The organism is uncultured Aquabacterium sp., from assembly GCF_947366995.1.
In the GTDB taxonomy this organism is placed as follows: Bacteria; Pseudomonadota; Gammaproteobacteria; order Burkholderiales; family Burkholderiaceae_C; genus Aquabacterium.
In genome coordinates, this window is the sequence record NZ_CANBCC010000008.1 from 1 (window position 1) to 14,465 (window position 14,465).

The following is a 14,465-nucleotide window of genomic DNA, read 5'->3' on the forward strand; positions in this document are numbered from 1 at the left end:
GCTCGGAAACCTGCGTGGGCCGCATCCGCTACCTGGGCGTGCTGCTGTACGACGCGGACCGCATCGAGCAGGCCGCCAGCACCGAGCACGACCGTGACCTGTACCAGGCCCAGCTCGACATCTTCCTGGATCCCAACGACCCGAAGGTGATCGAACAGGCCCGTGCCGACGGCGTGCCCGAGGCGTGGCTGACCGCCGCCCGCAACAGCCCCGTCTACAAGATGGCCGTGGACTGGAAGGTGGCCCTGCCGCTGCACCCCGAGTACCGCACGCTGCCGATGGTCTGGTACATCCCGCCCCTCTCGCCTATCCAGGCCGCCGCCCACTCGGGCCACGTCGGCACCAACGGCGAGATCCCGGACGTCAACCAGCTGCGCATCCCGCTGAAGTACCTGGCCAACCTGATGACCGCCGGTGACGTCGCACCCGTGTCGCGCGCCCTGGAACGCATGCTCGCCATGCGCGCCTACATGCGCGGCAAGCATGTCGACGGCCAGCCCAACATGAAGGCCATCGACCAGGTGGGCCTGACGCCCGATCTGGTGGAAGACATGTACCAGATCATGGCGATCGCCAACTACGAAGATCGCTTCGTGATCCCGTCGGCCCACCGCGAGTACGCCGAAGACGCCTTCGACATGAAGGGCGGCTGCGGCTTCTCGTTCGGCAACGGCTGCTCGGACGGCCACAGCGAGCCCAGCCTGTTCGGTGCCAAGAAGAAGCGCACCATCCCCATCAAGTCGGAGATCTAAGCCATGAGCGACATCCTGAATGCCGACCTGGCCGTGGCCCCCGCCGCCACCCCGGCGCGCAGCCTGCGTGCCCTGGCACGCCTTCTGGCTTATCCGGACGCGACCCAGCGCGAGCACCTGGGCGAGCTGGCCCAGGCCCTGCGTGACGAGCGCTGGCTGTCGGCCGACCGCCAGGCCGGTCTGGCTCGGCTGGTGAGCCAGCTGCAGCACAGCGATCCGTACGAGGTCGAGTCCGACTACGTGGAGCTGTTCGACCGGGGCCGCGCCACCTCGCTGCACCTGTTCGAACACGTGCACGGCGATTCGCGCGACCGCGGCCAGGCCATGGTCGACCTGATCCGCACCTACGAGGAAGCCGGCCTGCACCTGCACCCCGACCAGGGTGGTGAGCTGCCGGACTACCTGCCTCTGGTGCTCGAGTTCGTCTCGACGCTGGACGGCCCGGCCGCACGCGACTTCACCGGCGAGTTCGCCCACATCCTGAACGCGCTGTACGCGGCGCTGCTGAAACGGCGCAGCCTGTATGCCCACATCCCGGCGGCGGTGCTCGAGCTGATGGCCCAGGCCATCGAGCCGACCGAGGTCACCGAGGACGAAGCCCTGGACGACGCCTGGCAGGAGCCGGATGCCTTCGGCGGCTGCAGCAGCCGCGGCCAGCAGCGCCCCGACGTTCCCCAACCCATCCACATCGTGCGCAAGCAAGCCGCTGCGCCGCAACGAGGAGCATCAGCATGAGCCTCACCCACCAGTTCTTCTTCGGGATCTATCCCTACATCGCCATGGTCGTGTTCCTGCTGGGCAGCCTGGTGCGTTTCGACCGTGATCAGTACACCTGGCGCAGCGAATCGAGCCAGATGCTCTCGGGCGGCCTGCTGCGTGCCGGCTCCAACCTGTTCCACCTGGGCATCATCGGCCTGTTCTTCGGCCACCTGGTCGGCATGCTGACCCCGGCCGACCTGGTGCACGCCCTGGGTGTGTCGGCCTCGCAGAAGCAGATGCTGGCCGTCGTGGCCGGTGGCACGCTCGGCAGCCTGTGCCTGATCGGCCTGCTGATGCTGATTGCCCGCCGCCTGAACGACCCGCGTGTGCGCGCCACCTCCAAGCCGCGTGACTTCGTCGTGCTGTTCTGGATCCTGGGCACCCTGTTGCTCGGCCTGTCGACCGTGCCGCTGTCGCTGCAGCACCGCGATGGCGAAACCATGCTGCAGCTGATGGCCTGGGCTCAGCACATCGTGACCTTCCGCGGGGACGCCGCCAGCATGATTGCCGACGTGTCGACCGTCTTCAAGGTTCACATGGTCGCCGGCATGACGCTGTTCATCCTCTTCCCCTTCACGCGCCTCGTGCACGTGTGGAGCGGCTTCGCCTCGGTGGGCTACGTTGCCCGTCCGTGGCAGCTCGTCCGCAGCCGCCGCACCGGCCTGCCGCGCTGAAACGCCCCGTGCGAACCGCCTGAAAGGCCCCTCATCATGGACCTCCCCATCCCATCGTCTCCCGCGCTGCAGTCGATCCTGCGCGTGGGCCCGGACGTGCTCCACCCCGAGCCCGCCGCACTGACCGACGCGGAGCGCCGCCAGATCGCCAGCCTGGCTCTGCTGCGTCTGGCCGCGATCGAAGACGGCCTGCTCGACGCCGATGACCCGGCGCCCGTGGAAGGCGTGCTCAGCGAGGCTGCCGCCGACGCCATCGACGCCTGGCTCGCCCGCCACATCACCCTGCCCGAGCCCGACGAGGCCACGTGCCGCCGCTACCATGCCGCCCACAGCGCCCGTTACGCGCAGGGCGAGCGGGTCCAGGCGCGCCACATCCTGTTTGCCGTCACCGAGGGCGTGGACGTGCAGGCGCTGCGGCAGCGCGCCGAGCAGGTGCTGATCGCCGTGCGCGCCGCACCCGAGACCTTTGCCGAGCAGGCCCGTGCGCTGTCCAACTGCCCCAGCGGGGCGGACGGCGGTGCGCTGGGCTGGCTCACGGCCGAGGAATGCGCGCCGGAGTTCGCCCGCGAACTGTTTGGCCAGGACGAGGCCCAGGCCCACATCGGCGTGCTGCCACGGCTGGTTCACAGCCGCTTCGGCCTGCACGTGGTGGAGGTCAGCGAGCGCGAGCCCGGCACCCAGCCCCCGTTCGAAGCCGTGCAGCAGGCCGTGGCCCAGGCGCTCAAGCAGCAGGCCTTTGCCACCGCCCTGCGTCAGGCCTGTGCCGTGCTGGCGGCACAGCACGGAGTGGAAGGTGCCGACATCGACGCGGCCACGTCGCCGCTGCTGCAGTGAGCGAGGAAGGTCCCGCCATGGACGACCTGCTGCAGCGTCTGCGACGCTTCCACGACGACTTCTTTCCGCAGCACCAGTCGCGCTTCCAGACGCTGGTGACGGACGGTCAGCATCCGACCACGCTGTTCATCGGCTGCTCGGACTCGCGCCTGGTGCCCTATCTGCTCACGGGCGCAGGGCCGGGCGAGCTGTTCATCGTGCGCAACGTCGGCGCACTCGTGCCGCCCTACATGGGGCTGCACGGCCTGCATGGCACGGCGGCGGCCATCGAGTTCGCGATGTTGAACCTCAAGGTGTCACGCATTGTGGTGTGCGGACACTCGCACTGCGGCGCCATGAAGGCGCTGTACGAAGAAGTGCCCGCCGAAGCCCGCAACCTGCAGGGTTGGCTCGACATGGCCCGCGAGGCCGCGCTGCCCGTGCAGGTGACGCCCGAAGCGTTGCGGCGCACCGAGCAACGCGCCGTGGTGCTGCAGCTCGAGCGGCTGATGGACTACCCCATGGTGCGCGCGCGGGTGGAGCGCCGTGAGGTCACGCTGCACGGCTGGCATTACGTGATCGAGGATGGTGAGGTGCATGTCTTCGATGTGCGGACCGGGCAGTTTCTGCCGGCCTCGCAGGCCAGTCACAGCGGCACCGGCCCGTATCACGAGCCACCGGCCGACGACGCGGTGGTGTTCAACGAAATCGACACGCGCTGGGGCGAGCACTGAGCCCGCCGAAGCGCGCAGGAGCCTTGCGACCATGCCCATGGACACGAGCGGCGCCGCTGCCCGCCTGGCTGAGAACGCCGCCTTTTCGCGGCTCGACCATGCGCGGCTGGTCGATCTGATGGCGCAGTGCGAACTCCGCTCAATCCCGCGGGGCGGGGAGGTGTTCTCGGCCGGCGGCCTCTGCGAAGGACTGCACGCGGTGCTGGACGGCCAGGTCAAGGTCTACGCGCGCGCCCCGGATGGCCATGAGAAGGTGATCGACGTGGTGGGCCGGGGCGAGACGCTGCCCGGCACGCACATGACCCACGCCGAAACACACCAGCACCATGCGCAGGCGCTGACGGCCGCCGTGGTGCTCATCGTTCCGGGCGACGTGCTGCGGATGGAACTGCAGCGTGATCCCGAGATGGCCACGCGCCTGCTGGACGATGCGGCCCGACAGGTACGCCGCATGATGCGCGAGATCGAGGCCACCACACTGCGCACCGCCATGGAACGGGTGTGCAGCTATCTGCTGCACCTGCCGACGCTGGCGCGGTCGGCGCCGGCCGCAGAGGCGCCATCGGATGAGGGTGAGCAGCGGCTGGTCGAGCTGCCGGTCAGCAAGAACACGGTGGCATCGTTGTTGTCGATCACCCCCGAACACTTCTCCCGTATCCTGCGCGAGCTCCACCTGGCCAGGCTGATTCACATGCACCGTCGCGAAATCTGCATCCCGCATCCCGAGCGGCTGGCCATCCAGCGATGAAGCCCACCCGCCCGGCCGAGCCCGGTCCCCTGCGCCTGGCCCACCTGTTGTGGGCTCCCCACCGCCTTGGCTTCTTTCTGGCGGCAGTAAACCTGCTGGCTGTCTCCGGCTGGTGGGCGGGGTTCAACGCCCTGCGCTGGACCGGTCACCCCGGCATGGCCCTGCCGCCTGGCTGGCTGCACGCACAGCTGATGGTCGGCGCCTTCATGCCGCTGTACTTCATCGGCTTCCTGTTCACGGCCGGCCCGCGCTGGCTCAACGTGACGGCGCCCACGGCACCGCAGCTGCTGCGCGGCAGCGTGGCGCTGTGCGCCGGGTGGTGGGTCGCAGCCATTGGCGCATATTGGCACCCTGCCTGGACCAGTGCCGGGCTGCTGCTGAGCCTGCTGGGCTGGCTGGACCTGCTGATCCGCTTCATCGGGCTGCTGCGCCAGAGCCGGCAGGAGGACACCCTGCATGCCCGTTTGATTGCCGTGTCGGGCTGTGTGGGCGCCGTGCTGCTGGCGGTGTCTGCGGTGGCCCTGCAGCAAGGCGCCTGGCCGCTGTGGCACGCCACGTTGCTGGGCCTGCTGTGGTTCTGGATCGCCCCAGTGTTCGTGGTGGCGCTGCACCGCATGATTCCCTTCTTCACGGCCGCGGCCATGCCGGCACTGGACGCCTGGCGACCGAACTGGCTCTTGTGGACGCTGCTGTCCGGCCTGTGGGCCCAGGGCGTCCTGCACGTCGGGGATGCGCTCGGGGTGCTGCCCCGCGCGACGCTGCCCGGCTACGTGCGCCCAGCTCTCGCACTGCCTTGGGGCCTGCTCGTGATCGCCCTGGGCGTGCGCTGGGGCCTGGTGCAGAGCCTGCGCATTCGCCTGCTCGCCATGCTGCACCTGGGCTTTGTCTGGCTGGGCGTGGCCTTTCTGCTCGAGCTCCACGCCGATCCGCTGCTGGCCGTGCATGCACTGGGCATCGGCGCGCTCGGCTCGCTGCTCATGGCCATGGTGACCCGCGTGAGTTGCGGTCACGGCGGCCGCACCCTGGTGGCCGACGACTTCGTGTGGGCCGTTTTCCTGGCCCTGCAAGGCGTGGCCGTGACGCGGCTGGTGGCACAGCTCTGGCCGGCCGCCTCGCCCTGGCTCACCCCCGCTGCGGCGTGGGCCTGGCTGGCTGTGCTGGGCGTGTGGTCGGTGCGCCTGATCCGGTGGTACCTGCGCCCCCGACGCGACGGGCGCCCAGGCTGATCAGCCCCGCGCGGCCGGCCGCCAGGGCCGCCACTCCACCGGGCCGATGGCATCCAGCGTGTTCTTGAGCAACAACGCGAAGGCCGTATCGCCCTCCATCACCAGGCGCTGCTCGAAGAACAGCGTGTCCGGGTCATCGCGGCCCTGCATCAGGTCGATGAAGGCACGGGCCTCGGCCTGCAGGCGCACCGCCACCGGCTCGCTCGGTTGAGCCACGACCAGCCCGCCCGGCGTGGCCCGCAGGTGCAGCGTCACACCAAGGTCTGTCACCACCACATCGACGCGGCGCCCACACAGTCGCGCCTGGATCTCGGGCGAGACGAGCGGCCACCAGCGCTGGGTCAGGAACTGAGCCGCTGCCCACGAAGGCGGCTGTGTCGGCAGGCGGCGCGCCACCGCAGACAGCGTGGGCGCCACACGGGCCAGGGCTGTCCACGGCCAAGCGGGGGTCGAGGTCGTCGTCATGCCATGCTCCAGTTCATGCCCGGCTCGCGGGCCGTTGCAAAGCCGTCGGCCAGCGGCCCGGGCAGGCGCAGGCCACGCAGCACGCGCTCGGCTTCCTGCGCGGCCAGATCGCCGACCACCAGGGCCTCGTACACGGCCATCACCTCGCGGAAGTCCTGCGAGCACGGCGACAGCCTCAGCGCATTCACGCCCGCCGCGCGCAAGGCCGGCAGGTGGTGCACCAGGCATTGCACCGCCCCCGACTGCGTCTGGATGCCATTGAGTGCGAGGAACACCTGCCCCTCCTGCGATCTCACCGTGCAGCCGTCCGGATCGTCCCGGCAGATGAAGCCGCACTGGTCCTTCTGCAGGTTGTGGTGTCGGGCCGTGAAGCACCGTGCCGACAAGGCCAGCGGCAGGCGGCCGAAGGCCATCACCTCCACCGCGATCGCGTCGCGGTGCGCCGCAGCCACCGTCCGCACGCCCGCCAGGTCCAGCTCGACCGGGGCGAGCCACCGGGTGGCGCCCATGTCCCGATACTCGGCCAGGGCCTCGCTGCTGTAGACGTTCACATGCGTGCCGATCGACCAGGGGCGCCCGGCGTGCCAGGCCAGCCGCACAGCGGCCGCATCGTTGGCCTCGATCTGCACGTCACCGCGCTCGACCGCCTGCCGCACCGCACGCAGCTCGGCCTCGGTTTCAATCAGGGCCAGCGTGCCCAGCCACACCTGTTTGCCGGCCTGGGTCAACTCGGCCGCGATGGCAACCCAGTCGACGGGCTTCATGTCGCGCCGCCGCGAGCACACCACCTCGCCGATGACGACATCCCGTGCGGTGCTGTCGGCCACGTCCGCGTAGAACTGCAGGAGGGCATCGCGGCCCCAGTGGTATTGCACCGGTCCGATGGTCAGGCTCAGGCTCATGTCGTGATCCGGTTTCATTGCCAAGGTCGACTCAGCGCGCCCAGCGTCGTCTGGCGCCCTTCGGAGACCCGCTCCAGAGTCTGTCGCCACACAGGTGCCACCTGGAAGCGGTCCAACCCGGCCATGGCCTGGTCGATCGCCTGGCGCCACACCTTGGTGACCTGCCTGATGTAGGCTGCACTGCGCTGTCGCCCTTCGATCTTGATGGCCGACACGCCGGCCTGGATGAGCTCGGGCAACACATCGAGCGTGTTCAGGCTGGTGGGCTCTTCCAGTGCGTGGTCCAGTTGCCCGGCCACGTCGAAGCGACCCTTGCACAGCGTGGGATAGGCCCGGTGCTCGCCGGGCCCGTAGCGGTCGATGAGCACGCCGCCCAAGCGCGCGTCCACCTGCCCGCCCTGCTCCTCCCAGCGCACGGCTTCCGCGGGGGAGCACACGCCCGCGTTGTTCGGAGAACACCCGGTGGCGTACGACGACAGCGCACAACGGCCCTCTACCATCACGCACAGGCTACCGAAGCCGAAGACTTCGATCTCGACCGGCGACTGGCGAATCACATGGGCCACCTGCGACAGGGTCAGCACCCGCGGCAGAACCGCACGCTGGATGCCATAGCGCTCGTGGTACAGCGCAATCGCCTCGTGGTTGGTGGCCGAGCCCTGCACCGACAGGTGCAACCGCAAATCCGGGTGATGGCGCTTCGCATAGGCCATCACGGCCACATCGGCCACGATGAGCGCATCGACGCCCGCGTCGGCCGCGGCATCGACGGCGCGGAACCAGCCTGCCGGGTCGGATGCCAGCGCCTGCGTGTTGATCGCCATCAGCACCTTGCGGCTCAACCGGTGAGCCTGCTGTACGGCGACTTTCAGTTCAGCGGGAGAAAAATTGAGCCCGGCAAAATTGCGGGCGTTGGTGGCATCGCGCAGGCCGAGGTAGACCGCATCGGCACCGGCTTCCAGCGCAACGTCGAGCGCGCGCGGTGAACCGGCCGGACAGACCAGTTCGGGCTTCATGACTGCATCCATGGAGGCGCACTCTAGGCACCCCCTGTCAGGAGGGCTTTGCGCAGGGTCAAGCTGCGGCGGTGGCGTTGCCTGGACCCGTCAACACCTCAGCCGGACAGTCGTCGGGCCGCATCCTGCAGGCCAGCGAGAATGGTCTCGGCCACCTGTGCCGGAAAGCCCGCAGGCAACCTCGCCTGCACGGCGGTCACCACCGCGGGTGTGCGCGTCACCACCGCGTCGATCAGGTGCGAGGCATCCAGCCCCTCCTCGGTCAACACCCCGTGCCGGGCACCGAGCGCCACCCAATGGCGGCGCATGATGTCGCGCCGGTGCCAATGGGCGTTGCGAGATCGCACCGCCATCGCCATTCGAGCGCGCAGCGGCGCGATCTGCCCCGGGCCGCCGCCCAGCACCGGATAGGCCGACAGCACGTCATACAGCGGCGTCAGCTGGTAGCGGCCGCCCGGGCGAAGAAACAGGCTGAAGTTCTTGGCATGCCCGTCGGTGGCGCACAGCATCCAGAAAAGCAGCTGCGCCAGAAAGAAGACGCGCCGGTCAGGCTCACGGTTCATCGAGCCGTCCAGCACGTCGAAGATCCGGTCCATGCCCGGGCCACCGTCGGCCTCGTACTTGGCCTCGGGAGGCACTCCGGTGGCCTGACAGAGGTCTTCCTGCGGCAGGCGCAGGAGCCGGCGGTCTCCGGCCGGCGATGTCCACCAGGCACGATCGAAGCGCTCGACCACCAGCACCTTGAGCTCCTCGAATTGCGCGGGCTGACAAGCCGCCACCGGGATACCAAAGGCCCCGAGAATCTGGGCGCACAGCCACTCGTTCTCCACCGAGTGACGCATGTCCAGGCGCATGCCGCCAATCAGACCCAGGGGCAGCTTGAAGATGTGGGTGGTGGGCGTGTGGCCGCGTGGCCGGTGCCACCATCCGTCATGCCATAGCAGGGCGGTCTTCTCCTGCGCTCCGGCGATCGAGATGCGGAAGTCGTCGGCCTCGCCCGACCATCGCAGCGCCCGTGAGGTGGTGGCACCGCGCAGCACTTGCGCGACCTGGGCCTCTGTCAGCGGTTCGGTCTGCAGCGGTGCCACTCCGGCCACGGCCTGGCCCTCGGGCAGGATCTCGAGCGCGCCCACACAGTCGCGCCCCACTTCGGCCAACAAGGCAAATGCCTCGGTGGAGCCCACGCGAAAGCGATGCGCCATGCGCTCGCGGATGTCCTTGCTGTCGGGCAGGAGGTTCTCGAAATAGGCACGCACGGCCGGGCCGCGGTGCGGGGCGTTGCCCGGGGTAAAGGGCAGCGACAACGACAACGGCCGCCCCTGCGGGGAGACCGTCCAGGCCGGGTCATACTGCAGCGTGTCCGGTGCGTTGGGTGCCACACGCCAGGCCCCGACGCGCTCGCCATTCATCCAGAGTCCCAACGTGCGGGTGTGCGAGAGGCGGCCCATGGCTTACCAGATCGGCTTGTCGCTGCCGGCATCCGAATCAGCCGGTGCGCTCTGCCCGGGCTGGGTCAGCACGAGTTCCACGCCCAGGATGTGCAACAGCCTGAGCAGACGCGCCGCCCCGACCTTGTCCGCATTGCGCTCCATGGCGGAGTACGTTTGCTGCGACACGCCCAGGCGCAGCGCCACCTCCCTCTGCGTGAGGCCGGCTGCCTTGCGAAAGGCCTGCAACAGGGGCGGCAACTGGGCCGCGGTGCGGAGGGGGAATTGGGGCATGGCGTGTACAGCCTCTGATCTGTATTCAGATATTACAGCTTCAGATGCGTAAAACGCAAATACAGTTCGTAAGCTGTTCGCTCAGCCACGACTCACCGTGTCGGCTTGACAGATTCATTGATTCAACTATTATTGAACAATGGAAGAGAAAGACGTCATCCAGTCCCTTGCCGCCCTGGCCCAACCCGTCCGCCTGCGCGTGTTTCGCGCGCTCGTGGTTGCCGGTCCGGCCGGCCTCACCCCGGGCGCCCTGACCGAGCAACTCGACGTGCCCGCCACCTCGCTGTCCTTCCACCTCAAGGAATTGACCCACGCCGGGCTGATCTCGCAGGAGCGCAATGGGCGCCACCTGATCTACCGGGCCGCCTTCGACCACATGAACGGCCTGCTGGGTTACCTGACCGAGCACTGCTGCCAGGGCCAGCCCTGCAGCCCTACTGCCACCCCGAGCGCGCCGTCTTCTGCGCGTGCCTGTTCTGCCTGCTGACCGGAGCTGACCATGAAGCGATTCCACGTCCACATCCACGTCGACGACCTCGCCCGCAACATCGACTTCTATTCGAAGATGTTCGGCGCCCAACCCGCGCGGGTCGAAGCCGATTACGCGAAATGGATGCTGGATGACCCGGCCGTGAACTTCGCGATTTCCACGCGCGGCCAGGGCCATGTGGGGCTGGACCACCTCGGCATCCAGGTCGATGACGAAGCCGACCTCACCGCGCTCAAGGCCCAGGCGCAGGCAGCCGACCTCGCCCTGATCGACGAAGGGGCGACCACCTGCTGCTATGCGCGCAGCGACAAGCACTGGGTGCTCGACCCGCAAGGTCTGCCGTGGGAGCACTTCCGCACCCTGGGCACCATCCCGACCTTCCGCGAGTCGCCCGACCTGGCCCAGCAAACAGCCGCTTCGGCCAGCACGGAAGCCAGCGCCTGCTGCACGCCGGTGAACCGCACCCGCCCCTTCCCCATCCCCGTCAAGCCGACCGGCTCCAGCTGCTGCTGAGGCGCCCATGACCGACAAGCCGTACCACGTCCTGTTCGTCTGCACAGGCAACTCTGCCCGGTCCATCATTGCCGAAGCCCTGCTCAACAAGCTGGGGGCAGGCCGCTTCATCGCCTGGTCCGCTGGCAGCCAGCCGAAAGGCGTCGTGCACCCGCTCGCACTGGCCGTGCTGAGCCGCCTCGGGGTGCCCCAGACCGACTTCCACAGCAAGAGCTGGGATGAGTTCGCGCAGGCTGGCGCACCGCGGCTGGACTTCGTCTTCACCGTCTGCGACAACGCCGCAGGGGAGGTGTGCCCCGTGTGGCCAGGCCAGCCGGTTACTGCCCATTGGGGGGTGGCCGATCCGGCGGCCGTGGAGGGCAGCCCGGAGCGTCAACAGCAGGCCTTCACCGACGTCGCCCAGATCCTGAAGCGGCGCATCGAGCTGATGCTCGCCTTGCCGGAAAGCAGCCTCGCCTCGCTTTCCATCCAGTCTCAACTCAACGCCATCGGCAAGCTCTGATTCCCATGACCGTCCACGTCCTGATCCTGTGCACGCACAACTCCGCACGCAGCGTGCTGTCCGAAGGCATGCTCAACCACCTGGCCCGGAAACTGGGCAAGGATGTCCGGGCGCACAGTGCGGGCAGCGCCCCGAGTGGCCGCCTCAATCCCTTTGCCATCGAGGCCCTGAACAACGCCGGCATCGACACGTCGGCCTACCGCAGCAAGAGCTGGGATGAATTCACCGGCCCGGACGCCCCGCCACTGTCCATCGTCATCACCGTGTGTGACAGCGCGGCGGCGGAAGCCTGCCCCGTCTTCTTTGGCGGCCATGGCCAGCCGGTCAAAGTGCACTGGGGCTACCCGGACCCCTCGAATGCCGAGGGGGGCGATGAGGGCAAGCGCCGGGCTTTCGAGCTCACGCGCCAGGCCATCGGCTACCGGATGCTGCAGCTGCTGGCCCTGCCGCTCGACACGATGGACAAGTCGGAACTGGCCGACGCCCTGTCTGCCATCGCGCACAGCTGAGAGGTGGCCACCATGAGCATCTTCGAGCGTTACCTCACGGTCTGGGTTTTCCTGTGCATCGTCGTGGGCATCGCCCTGGGCCAGTTCATCCCGGCCCCCTTTCACGCCATCGGCCGCATGGAGGTGGCGCAGGTCAATCTGCCTGTGGGCCTGCTCATCTGGGTCATGGTCACCCCCATGCTCATCAAGGTCGACTTCGCCAGCCTGGCGCAGGTGAAGTCGCACTGGAAGGGCATCGGCGTCACGCTGTTCGTCAACTGGGCCGTGAAGCCCTTTTCAATGGCCTTTCTGGGCTGGCTGTTCGTGCGCCAGGTGTTTGCCCCGTGGCTGCCCGCTGACCAACTCGACAGCTACATTGCCGGCCTGATCCTGCTGGCCGCCGCGCCCTGCACGGCCATGGTGTTCGTCTGGAGCCGGCTGACCAACGGCCACCCCCTGTTCACCTTGAGCCAGGTGGCGCTCAACGACACCATCATGGTGTTCGCCTTTGCACCCATCGTGGGGCTGCTGCTGGGCTTATCGGCCATCACCGTGCCGTGGGACACGCTGGTTACGTCGGTGGTGCTGTACATCGTGATCCCGGTCATCCTCGCACAAGTCATCCGCAGGGCCTTGCTGGCACGCGGGCCCGCGGCGTTCGAGGCTGCCCTGGCAAAGATCGGCCCCTGGTCCATCTCGGCCCTGCTGGCCACCCTCGTGCTGCTGTTTGCCTTCCAGGGCCAGGCCATCATCCAGCAGCCACTGGTCATCGCCATGCTGGCCGTGCCCATCCTGATCCAGGTGTTCTTCAACTCGGCCTTGGCCTACTGGCTCAATCGCCGGGTGGGTGAGTCGCACAGCGTGGCCTGCCCTTCCGCCCTGATCGGCGCCAGCAACTTCTTCGAGCTGGCCGTGGCCGCCGCGATCAGCCTCTTCGGCTTCCAGTCGGGCGCGGCGCTGGCCACGGTGGTGGGCGTGCTGATCGAAGTGCCGGTGATGCTGCTGGTGGTGCGGCTCGTGAACCAGAGCAAGGGCTGGTACGAGCAGGGGGCGGCCCGGGCGTGACACCCCGGCAGGGGCTCAACGATGGGCGTTGGCCAGCGCCACCCCGAACGCCACGAACACGCCGCCCGTCACCCGGTTGAACCAGCTCGCGTGGTTGCTCAACCAGGGTGCAATGCGCTGGGCCAGTGCAGCCAGCATGGCTTCGTACAGCACCTCGACGACCACGAACGTGCCACCAAACACCGCCAGCTGCGTCCAGAACGGCACGCCGGGCACAATGAACTGCGGCAGAAACGCAGCGAAGAAGACGATGCCCTTGGGGTTGGACACGGCCACCAGAAAGCCCTGCAGAAAGAGCTTGAACGCTGATGCAGTGGGCACGCTCTCACCATCGGCCGCCACGGCGATGGGTTGTGCCGGCGCCATCCACAGGCGCAGGCCCAGATAGGCCAGGTACGCGGCGCCCAGCATCTTGGCCATCAGGAAGCCCCGCTCGGATGCGGCCAGCAGCGCGCCCATGCCGGCCAGCGACACGGCGATCAGCACCAGAAAGCCCAGCGCACCGCCCAGCACAGTGAACAGCGTGCGCTGCAGGCCGAAGCGCGCGCCATGCGTCAGGGCAAGCAGCCCATTGGGACCTGGCGCAAAGGACAGCCCCACAGCCGCCACAAGGTAAACCAACCAGAGTTCGAAGGACACGGCCCGCTCCACAGTTCAACGGGCACTGTAGCGCAGGGCGGGCCGGGACGCTCAGCTGCCGCGCAGCTGCACCGTGAGCCCCGGCCGCGCGAGCCGGCTCACCAGGGCCGCGGGCGGCGTCTGCCAACCCGCACCCAGCGCCGCCTGCGTGTCTGGCGTCGGGCGATAGCCTTGCAGCATCCATGTGTGGGCACCTGCCTCAGCCAGCTCATCCGCCAGCCGCATGAGGGCGCCATCGGGCAACAGCGCAGGGTGCCAGGTGGTGCGCAACTCGTGGAGCTTGCCGCTGGCCAGCACGCGATGCAGGCTGTCCCGCACGGGCTCTCCGCTGCCGCGCACGCCCGTCACCGCCTCGTAGTCGTCGAACGCGGTCTTAACGTCCAGCGCGACCCAGTCCACCAGGGGCAGACAACGCGCCAGCCGATCGGGGTACAGCCCCGCCGTGTGCAGACCGACCTCGAAGCCCAGGTCACGCACCCGTCGGATCGCATCGGGCAAGGCTGCATCCAGCGTCGGCTCACCGCCGCTGAACACGACGCCATCCAGCAGCCCGACACGCTGCACGAGCGTGTCGAGCACCCGATGCCATCGGCTCGCATCGCCTGCGGGCCGCGCCTGCAGATCCGGGTTGTGGCAATAGTGGCAGCGCCAGGGGCAGCCCTGCACGAACACGACCGCCGCCAGCTTGCCCGGCCAGTCGGTCGTGCTCAGCGGCGTGAACCCGCCGACAGCCAGGCAACCGGGCACGCGCGGCTCAGGCGCGAACGGCTTCGCGGTCAGGTTCGATGAAGTAGCGCCGTTCATGGAACTCGCCTTTCTTGCCGATGTTGAACGAGGCCACGGGCCGGTGGTAGCCCATCACACGGGTCCACACCTCGCAGCGCTGGCGTTCGTGCTCGGCCAGAACCGGGTGGGGGGCGTCGGGGGTGTGTGCGATGTCGGACATGGGTTTCCTTTC

Annotated in this window: 19 protein-coding genes and 1 pseudogene; 12 read left to right on the forward strand and 8 right to left on the reverse strand. The window is 68.4% G+C overall.

Going from position 1 to position 14,465, the window contains the following annotated elements:
- From narH to Q0Z44_RS03930, 7 genes and pseudogenes are all read left to right on the forward strand, one after another.
- A pseudogene (gene narH, locus Q0Z44_RS03900) lies at positions 1–752 on the forward strand (nitrate reductase subunit beta); the annotation flags it as partial.
- 3 nt (positions 753–755) lie between these two features.
- On the forward strand, positions 756–1,487 hold the full coding sequence (gene narJ / locus Q0Z44_RS03905) for a nitrate reductase molybdenum cofactor assembly chaperone (RefSeq protein ID WP_298010617.1): 732 nt from the start codon (positions 756–758) through the stop codon (positions 1,485–1,487).
- Positions 1,484–2,185 carry a respiratory nitrate reductase subunit gamma gene (narI, locus tag Q0Z44_RS03910; protein ID WP_298010620.1) on the forward strand — a complete coding sequence of 234 codons (702 nt, stop codon included), beginning with the start codon at positions 1,484–1,486 and terminating at the stop codon, positions 2,183–2,185. Before narJ ends, narI begins: the two co-directional genes overlap by 4 nt.
- A 33-nt stretch (positions 2,186–2,218) precedes the next feature.
- A complete protein-coding gene (locus tag Q0Z44_RS03915) occupies positions 2,219–3,019 on the forward strand; it encodes a peptidylprolyl isomerase (RefSeq protein ID WP_298010838.1) in 801 nt (266 codons plus the stop codon).
- 17 nt (positions 3,020–3,036) lie between these two features.
- Positions 3,037–3,732 carry a carbonic anhydrase gene (locus tag Q0Z44_RS03920; RefSeq protein ID WP_294637083.1) on the forward strand — a complete coding sequence of 232 codons (696 nt, stop codon included), beginning with the start codon at positions 3,037–3,039 and terminating at the stop codon, positions 3,730–3,732.
- A 31-nt stretch (positions 3,733–3,763) separates the two neighbouring features.
- Complete coding sequence (locus Q0Z44_RS03925) at positions 3,764–4,480, forward strand: Crp/Fnr family transcriptional regulator (RefSeq protein WP_298010625.1); 717 nt, start codon at positions 3,764–3,766, stop codon at positions 4,478–4,480.
- Positions 4,477–5,706 carry an NnrS family protein gene (locus Q0Z44_RS03930; RefSeq protein ID WP_298010629.1) on the forward strand — a complete coding sequence of 410 codons (1,230 nt, stop codon included), beginning with the start codon at positions 4,477–4,479 and terminating at the stop codon, positions 5,704–5,706. The genes Q0Z44_RS03925 and Q0Z44_RS03930 overlap by 4 nt, the downstream gene beginning before the upstream one ends.
- Here Q0Z44_RS03930 and Q0Z44_RS03935 read toward each other — a convergent pair whose 3' ends face one another.
- From Q0Z44_RS03935 to Q0Z44_RS03955, 5 genes are all read right to left on the reverse strand, one after another.
- Complete coding sequence (locus Q0Z44_RS03935; protein ID WP_298010632.1) at positions 5,707–6,171, reverse strand: SCP2 domain-containing protein; 465 nt, start codon at positions 6,169–6,171, stop codon at positions 5,707–5,709.
- Positions 6,168–7,073, reverse strand: coding sequence for a U32 family peptidase (locus Q0Z44_RS03940; protein WP_298010635.1), 906 nt, complete (start codon positions 7,071–7,073; stop codon positions 6,168–6,170). Before Q0Z44_RS03940 ends, Q0Z44_RS03935 begins: the two co-directional genes overlap by 4 nt.
- A gap of 14 nt (positions 7,074–7,087) precedes the next feature.
- Positions 7,088–8,089, reverse strand: coding sequence for a peptidase U32 family protein (locus tag Q0Z44_RS03945; RefSeq protein ID WP_298010637.1), 1,002 nt, complete (start codon positions 8,087–8,089; stop codon positions 7,088–7,090).
- Between the two features lie 98 nt (positions 8,090–8,187).
- Positions 8,188–9,537: a type II toxin-antitoxin system HipA family toxin gene (locus tag Q0Z44_RS03950; protein ID WP_298010641.1), complete on the reverse strand. Its 1,350-nt coding sequence runs from the start codon at positions 9,535–9,537 to the stop codon at positions 8,188–8,190.
- Positions 9,538–9,540: 3 nt separating this feature from the next.
- Positions 9,541–9,810, reverse strand: coding sequence for a helix-turn-helix transcriptional regulator (locus Q0Z44_RS03955; RefSeq protein ID WP_298010644.1), 270 nt, complete (start codon positions 9,808–9,810; stop codon positions 9,541–9,543).
- Between the two features lie 139 nt (positions 9,811–9,949).
- On the opposite strand from Q0Z44_RS03955, the gene Q0Z44_RS03960 reads away from it, so the two are divergent.
- From Q0Z44_RS03960 to arsB, 5 genes are read left to right on the forward strand one after another with little or no spacing between them, the layout of a single operon-like run.
- Entirely contained in the window at positions 9,950–10,297 is a 348-nt protein-coding gene (locus tag Q0Z44_RS03960; protein ID WP_298010647.1) for a helix-turn-helix domain-containing protein, read from the forward strand.
- A 12-nt stretch (positions 10,298–10,309) separates the two neighbouring features.
- The gene (locus tag Q0Z44_RS03965) at positions 10,310–10,813 is read left to right on the forward strand and encodes an ArsI/CadI family heavy metal resistance metalloenzyme (RefSeq protein ID WP_298010650.1); all 504 of its coding nucleotides are present in this window, start codon (positions 10,310–10,312) and stop codon (positions 10,811–10,813) included.
- Between the two features lie 7 nt (positions 10,814–10,820).
- Positions 10,821–11,315, forward strand: a complete 495-nt coding sequence (locus tag Q0Z44_RS03970; protein WP_298010653.1) for an arsenate reductase ArsC — start codon at positions 10,821–10,823, stop codon at positions 11,313–11,315.
- Between the two features lie 5 nt (positions 11,316–11,320).
- Entirely contained in the window at positions 11,321–11,824 is a 504-nt protein-coding gene (locus tag Q0Z44_RS03975; RefSeq protein WP_298010656.1) for an arsenate reductase ArsC, read from the forward strand.
- A gap of 12 nt (positions 11,825–11,836) precedes the next feature.
- The gene (arsB, locus tag Q0Z44_RS03980; protein WP_298010660.1) at positions 11,837–12,868 is read left to right on the forward strand and encodes an ACR3 family arsenite efflux transporter; all 1,032 of its coding nucleotides are present in this window, start codon (positions 11,837–11,839) and stop codon (positions 12,866–12,868) included.
- Positions 12,869–12,883: 15 nt separating this feature from the next.
- Here the strand turns inward: arsB and Q0Z44_RS03985 are convergent, their stop codons facing one another.
- The 3 genes from Q0Z44_RS03985 to nrdD are packed head-to-tail and all read right to left on the reverse strand — an operon-like array spanning position 12,884 to position 14,453.
- On the reverse strand, positions 12,884–13,507 hold the full coding sequence (locus tag Q0Z44_RS03985; protein ID WP_298010691.1) for a LysE family transporter: 624 nt from the start codon (positions 13,505–13,507) through the stop codon (positions 12,884–12,886).
- A gap of 51 nt (positions 13,508–13,558) precedes the next feature.
- On the reverse strand, positions 13,559–14,311 hold the full coding sequence (locus tag Q0Z44_RS03990; RefSeq protein ID WP_298010694.1) for an anaerobic ribonucleoside-triphosphate reductase activating protein: 753 nt from the start codon (positions 14,309–14,311) through the stop codon (positions 13,559–13,561).
- Positions 14,262–14,453, reverse strand: coding sequence for an anaerobic ribonucleoside-triphosphate reductase (nrdD, locus tag Q0Z44_RS03995; RefSeq protein WP_109038654.1), 192 nt, complete (start codon positions 14,451–14,453; stop codon positions 14,262–14,264). The genes Q0Z44_RS03990 and nrdD overlap by 50 nt, the downstream gene beginning before the upstream one ends.
- Positions 14,454–14,465: the final 12 nt, after the last annotated feature.

Bases quoted from the DNA above. Each gene is read 5' to 3' on its own strand.
- narJ (WP_298010617.1), top strand. From the start codon at position 756: ATGAGCGACATCCTGAATGCCGACCTGGCCGTGGCCCCCGCCGCCACC.
- narI (WP_298010620.1), top strand. From the start codon at position 1,484: ATGAGCCTCACCCACCAGTTCTTCTTCGGGATCTATCCCTACATCGCC.
- Q0Z44_RS03920 (WP_294637083.1), top strand. From the start codon at position 3,037: ATGGACGACCTGCTGCAGCGTCTGCGACGCTTCCACGACGACTTCTTT.
- Q0Z44_RS03925 (WP_298010625.1), top strand. From the start codon at position 3,764: ATGCCCATGGACACGAGCGGCGCCGCTGCCCGCCTGGCTGAGAACGCC.
- Q0Z44_RS03930 (WP_298010629.1), top strand. From the start codon at position 4,477: ATGAAGCCCACCCGCCCGGCCGAGCCCGGTCCCCTGCGCCTGGCCCAC.
- Q0Z44_RS03935 (WP_298010632.1), bottom strand. From the start codon at position 6,171: ATGACGACGACCTCGACCCCCGCTTGGCCGTGGACAGCCCTGGCCCGT.
- Q0Z44_RS03940 (WP_298010635.1), bottom strand. From the start codon at position 7,073: ATGAGCCTGAGCCTGACCATCGGACCGGTGCAATACCACTGGGGCCGC.
- Q0Z44_RS03945 (WP_298010637.1), bottom strand. From the start codon at position 8,089: ATGAAGCCCGAACTGGTCTGTCCGGCCGGTTCACCGCGCGCGCTCGAC.
- Q0Z44_RS03950 (WP_298010641.1), bottom strand. From the start codon at position 9,537: ATGGGCCGCCTCTCGCACACCCGCACGTTGGGACTCTGGATGAATGGC.
- Q0Z44_RS03955 (WP_298010644.1), bottom strand. From the start codon at position 9,810: ATGCCCCAATTCCCCCTCCGCACCGCGGCCCAGTTGCCGCCCCTGTTG.
- Q0Z44_RS03960 (WP_298010647.1), top strand. From the start codon at position 9,950: ATGGAAGAGAAAGACGTCATCCAGTCCCTTGCCGCCCTGGCCCAACCC.
- Q0Z44_RS03965 (WP_298010650.1), top strand. From the start codon at position 10,310: ATGAAGCGATTCCACGTCCACATCCACGTCGACGACCTCGCCCGCAAC.
- Q0Z44_RS03970 (WP_298010653.1), top strand. From the start codon at position 10,821: ATGACCGACAAGCCGTACCACGTCCTGTTCGTCTGCACAGGCAACTCT.
- Q0Z44_RS03975 (WP_298010656.1), top strand. From the start codon at position 11,321: ATGACCGTCCACGTCCTGATCCTGTGCACGCACAACTCCGCACGCAGC.
- arsB (WP_298010660.1), top strand. From the start codon at position 11,837: ATGAGCATCTTCGAGCGTTACCTCACGGTCTGGGTTTTCCTGTGCATC.
- Q0Z44_RS03990 (WP_298010694.1), bottom strand. From the start codon at position 14,311: ATGAACGGCGCTACTTCATCGAACCTGACCGCGAAGCCGTTCGCGCCT.
- nrdD (WP_109038654.1), bottom strand. From the start codon at position 14,453: ATGTCCGACATCGCACACACCCCCGACGCCCCCCACCCGGTTCTGGCC.